Consider the following 849-nt stretch of genomic DNA (forward strand, 5'->3'; position numbering starts at 1 on the left):
TTATCAAGTACCAATATAAGCGATGATGGCAAAAATGTAGCATTTGTTAAGAGGACAGCTAACTGGAAAGACAATATATATAGAAATCATGTATGGATATATGAAAAGGATAAAGAGCAGAGTTACCCACTAACAACTGGAGGTATAGATAGTACGCATCCATTATGGTCTCCAGATTCTAAGACTATTGCATACCTTAGTCCGGGTGGTGAAGGGGCTAATACAAATCAGATCTTTGTTAAATCAATAGATGGTTGTAGTGAGGTTCAAATGACTGATGAGGAAGAAGGGATCAGTACATTCAAATGGGATCATACTGGTAAAGGTTTTTATTATATTACACAGTCAAAAGAATTTGAGGAAATAAAGAAACGTAAGGAGCTATATGGAGATTTTCAACATGTAGGTAAGGAACATCAAAATAATTGTTTATGCTACATTGAAATAGAAAAAGTGATACAAAATGATAAAGAGGAACGAGAGATTAACGGTGTTTATCAATTAACTGATGGTAAGGATTTTTATATCCATGACTTTGATATTTCAAATGATGGGAAAAAAGTTGTATGTATGGCTACACCAAGCCTAAACGATTATATGAATGGTAATCTATATATATTAGATGTTGAAGCTGAGGAACTGCAAAAGATGAATGTAGATAGGTTGTTGGGCGGGAGCGTTTGCTTTTCTCCTGAGGGCAGCAAAATATGTTACTCAGCAAGCATAAGAGAGAAGGATTACTATAGAAACCATATACAAGATAGTACATTAGAGATATATGATATGAATACGAGAGAGGTAATTCAACCTTTAACAAATTTTGATAGTACGGTTATGCCATTACAGTGG

Annotated in this window: 1 pseudogene; it reads left to right on the plus strand. The window is 34.2% G+C overall.

What is annotated here, in order from left to right:
• A pseudogene (locus tag MR079_RS28270) lies at positions 1 to 849 on the plus strand (S9 family peptidase); the annotation flags it as partial.

Source organism: Bacillus cereus group sp. BfR-BA-01381 (assembly GCF_022663555.1).
GTDB lineage: Bacteria > Bacillota > Bacilli > Bacillales > Bacillaceae_G > Bacillus_A > Bacillus_A pacificus.